The 3,717-nt window shown below is 38.3% G+C and carries 5 protein-coding genes; 3 read left to right on the forward strand and 2 right to left on the reverse strand.

All coding sequences use genetic code 11. From position 1 onward, the window contains the following. Nucleotides 1-294: 3'-5' exonuclease (locus tag WBM70_RS08875; protein ID WP_424558151.1), on the reverse strand; the 294-nt coding region annotated here is incomplete at its 3' end. A gap of 142 nt (nt 295-436) precedes the next feature. Here WBM70_RS08875 and WBM70_RS08880 point away from each other — a divergent pair. The 3 genes from WBM70_RS08880 to WBM70_RS08890 are packed head-to-tail and all read left to right on the forward strand — an operon-like array spanning nt 437 to nt 2,823. Beyond that, entirely contained in the window at nt 437-1,252 is an 816-nt protein-coding gene (locus tag WBM70_RS08880; protein ID WP_424558152.1) for a phosphatidylserine decarboxylase, read from the forward strand. Nucleotides 1,253-1,276: 24 nt separating this feature from the next. Further along, nucleotides 1,277-2,203 carry a PDC sensor domain-containing protein gene (locus WBM70_RS08885; RefSeq protein WP_424558153.1) on the forward strand — a complete coding sequence of 309 codons (927 nt, stop codon included), beginning with the start codon at nt 1,277-1,279 and terminating at the stop codon, nt 2,201-2,203. Continuing rightward, entirely contained in the window at nt 2,203-2,823 is a 621-nt protein-coding gene (locus tag WBM70_RS08890; RefSeq protein WP_424558154.1) for an HAD family hydrolase, read from the forward strand. Before WBM70_RS08885 ends, WBM70_RS08890 begins: the two co-directional genes overlap by 1 nt. Nucleotides 2,824-2,852: 29 nt before the next feature. On the opposite strand, the gene WBM70_RS08895 is transcribed toward WBM70_RS08890, so the two are convergent. Further along, nucleotides 2,853-3,717 (reverse strand): MFS transporter (locus WBM70_RS08895; protein ID WP_424558155.1); only part of this gene is annotated, 865 nt, incomplete at its 5' end.

Here is a 3,717-nt window from a genome sequence, read left to right on the forward strand (position 1 = left end):
CATAGCCAGGTCAAAAGAGATATTGTGTGCGATGAGGTAGTTCTCTTTTTGATTTAATTCCAGTACTTTTAAAGCAAAATCAGTTTCATCATACAGCCCTTTGTCTTCTATGAGATCAGGTGTGATGTTGTGCACTTCCATTGCCTCTATACTGATAGGAACCGGAGCTAAGCATAGCTCATCAAGCACTTCGATCTCATCTTTACTGTGTACGATCATGGCCCCTATCTGTATAATGCGGTCCTGTTCTTGATTTCCTGTAGTTTCTGTATCGAAAAGTACGTATTTTGCCATGCTTTATCCTTGAGTGTATTGAGATAGATAGTATCGTATTTTATCTAACAATCCCAACCCTAAATGACAAATGGTATAATGCTACATATATTATGAACTGACTGTCTCTTATGAGTCAATTTGTTCAATTACAGGAAACACAATGGCTAAACACTTTACCTCTATCATCTCCAGCGGTTTTGGAAAATTCGCTTCTAAAGCATTTCCCTCCTCCGTTCAAAACTTTATTAATGCCGGTTATGTCAAACTCATGGGACTTGATATGAGTGAATTTAAGGATCCTAGTGCATATCCTACACTGAACAAACTCTTCACAAGAGCATTTGAAACACCTAGAGCCTTACCTGAAGATAAAGATGCATTGATATCCGGTGTAGATGCCCTCATCACAGATGCAGGAACGATCAAAGAGGGTAAAGCCTATCAGATCAAAGGGATGAGTTATAAGATAGAGGAACTTTTTGGTGAATATCATAAAGAAGCAGTTGCTAAAGTAGAAGGAGGGGAGTTTATCAATTTTTATCTCTCTCCTAAAGATTATCACCGTTACCACATGCCGATGCGTCTCAAAGTGAATTCTTTGACGCATATCCCCGGCAAGCATTACCCGGTGAACTTTCCATTACTCCGTAATAAAGTAGATCTATTTATTGAAAATGAGAGAGTCGTCATAGAGTGTGAAGATGAGAAGGGTAGAACACAGATACTTGTATTGGTTGCTGCTTTGAATGTAGGTCAAATGGTGGTTACTTTTGAGGAAAATGTAAGAACAAACTCAGAGATAAGAGAACCGGTGCATTACGAATATGAAGATTTCTGGGTAGACAGAGGAGAATTCTATGGTTGGTTTGAGATGGGTTCTACGATCTTGACTTTCTCGCAAAAGGGGAGTATCTTCCCTGAAGTAGCTATTAACCAAAAAGTAAAATTTACAGATATTTTAGGTAAAGTATTATAATTATTTATACATAAGGGACATGGTATGCAAATTAAAGAGATAGAAGAATATGCTCAGGTTCGTGCGAAAGCAAGAGCTTACCTTTGTTATATCATTGGAAGACATATTTCTCAAACTATTATAAATGGTGATGTTTCTACCGTACTTGGAAGGTTAGAACCTCTTAATGAGAGCATCACTACTGCAGAAGCGATCTATGCACTTGATGGTAAAGGCATACAGATAACTGAAAATATCTCGAAGGATAAAAAGCTTAAAGGTGTAGGTAAAGGTGAGGATAGAAGCGATAGGGCATACTATTATAAAACGCAAAGAGAGCATCGTTGTACCTTAACGGAACCATACCCATCCAATTTGACTAATAAGATGGTTGTCACTGCATCATTTCCTATCGTAGATGAAAAGGATAATTTGATCAGTATTATTTGTGTAGACATTACTTTAGAAAATATTTTACGTATGGTGCACCCAAGCTCTATTGACTCTTTTTCCGGAACATTAAGTAAAATCGCATATACTGCTTTTTCCATAGCCCTTGCGGGAGTCTCGCTTTTGCTGTTTGTCAAAGGTATTAGTGCATTTTTACATTTTGGTCTTGATTTTGCTGCCTTGGAGATCAATGAGATGTTTAAAGCAACGATCCTTCTAACCCTCTCTCTAGCTATTTTTGACCTGGTCAAAGCAATATTTGAGGAAGAGGTTTTGGGTAAAGAGAAAAAAGAGGGTGCAGGAGAGGGGCACCAGACTATGATACGATTTTTAGGCTCCATTATTATCGCACTATCGATTGAGGCCCTTATGCTGGTCTTTAAGTTTGCTCTTACAGACCCAGCCCAGCTTGAGTATGCCGTATATCTTATTTCTGCTGTTGCATTACTCTTAGTCAGTCTTTCTGTTTACGTTAAGTTTAACCAATCACCTACTAATAAGAATACGAAAAATGCTCAATAATGGATAAAAAACTGATCATTTTTGACATGGATGGCACATTGGTCAATAGTTCTATCACCATTGCAAATGCCATCAATTATGTGCGCTCTAATTTAGGTTTTGAACCTATGGAACAGTCACATATACTTAGGCTGGTGAATGATCATACGATCAACCCTGCACAAACTTTTTACCATGCAAAAGCATTTGATCGTGATCATGAAAGATGGTTTTCAGAATACTACACAAACAACCATGATAAAGAGTTGGTCCTCTATGATGGGATCATGGAACTGCTTGAAACACTTAAGGGTAAAGGACATGCTCTAGCTGTAGCTACCAATGCGTATAGAGGATCAACGATCGAATCCCTTACACACCTAGAAGTAAATGAACATTTTGATGCGATCGCATGTTATGATGATGTTCCACAGGGGAAACCCCATCCAGATATGCTTCACAAAATACTTGATGAGTTAGGACATAACAGCCATAACGCACTTTTTATAGGTGATGGTCCCCGTGATGAGTTGGCAAGTCAAAGAGCTGAAATAGACTACATTATGGTTGATTGGGGATTTACTGATCATGCAGATGCTGTACGAAGTGTAGATGACTTATATAAATTATTGGTAGGCTGAATCACCCACACTTTTGTTAAAAAATGCTTTTAGTGTTTGACCATTTTTCCTCTCAAAAATAGACTCAATGAAATCATCAACGCAATAGCTGAGACGATCAGAAAAAGTCCCTGGATCCCATATATTTTAACAATCGGTTCAAAAATAAGTGGAGAGGAAAACTGCCCTAGAAAGAAGCTTGATGCGAGCATTCCTGAAGCTTTTCCTCTTTTGTGTGCTGGTACTTTTGAGAGGAACCATGCATTGGTATTGACAAGAATAAGCCCAAATCCTATACCTATAAATGCAGTACTGTAAAAGAGTTGTGCAATAGAACTGGCTTGTGAAATGATGAAAAGCCCTATGCCAAAAAAGATAAAAGTAATGATATAGATCTGTATATAGGTAAACCTTCCTTTGAGTTTAGCATACTGTCTGGATGTCATTGCATTAAACATCATTGCTACAGCAATGACAAATCCTATGGTACTAGGCTCTCCATGGAGTGTGTCGATGATAAGATAGGGTAACTGTGTAGGCAGCATATAAAAAAGTACCATAGCAAAATAGGCAGTTAGATACACTGGCCAGAGTTTAGCTTCTATCTCTATCTCATTTTCAATATGTATATGTTTTTTAGGTTCATACAGTGATGATAATAATAAGGGAAGAAAGAGTAAGGGTAAAAAGTAGATGGCAAAAGGATAGGACCAGTGTAGTTGCGCAAGGAAACCGCCCGCAGTGATGAAGACAATACCACCAAGAGCTACAGCCATCCCCTGTGTAGACATAAATTTATGCCGTCCTTTTTCATTAAGATAATCACCTATGAGTGCAGTGGAACTTGTCATCAGTAGAGCAACAGCTATACCCAGAACAGCACGTCCAGCCAGAATAGCATAGAAGTCATGTAGA

The sequence above is a fragment of the Sulfurovum sp. genome (genome assembly GCF_049668085.1).
GTDB lineage: Bacteria > Campylobacterota > Campylobacteria > Campylobacterales > Sulfurovaceae > Sulfurovum.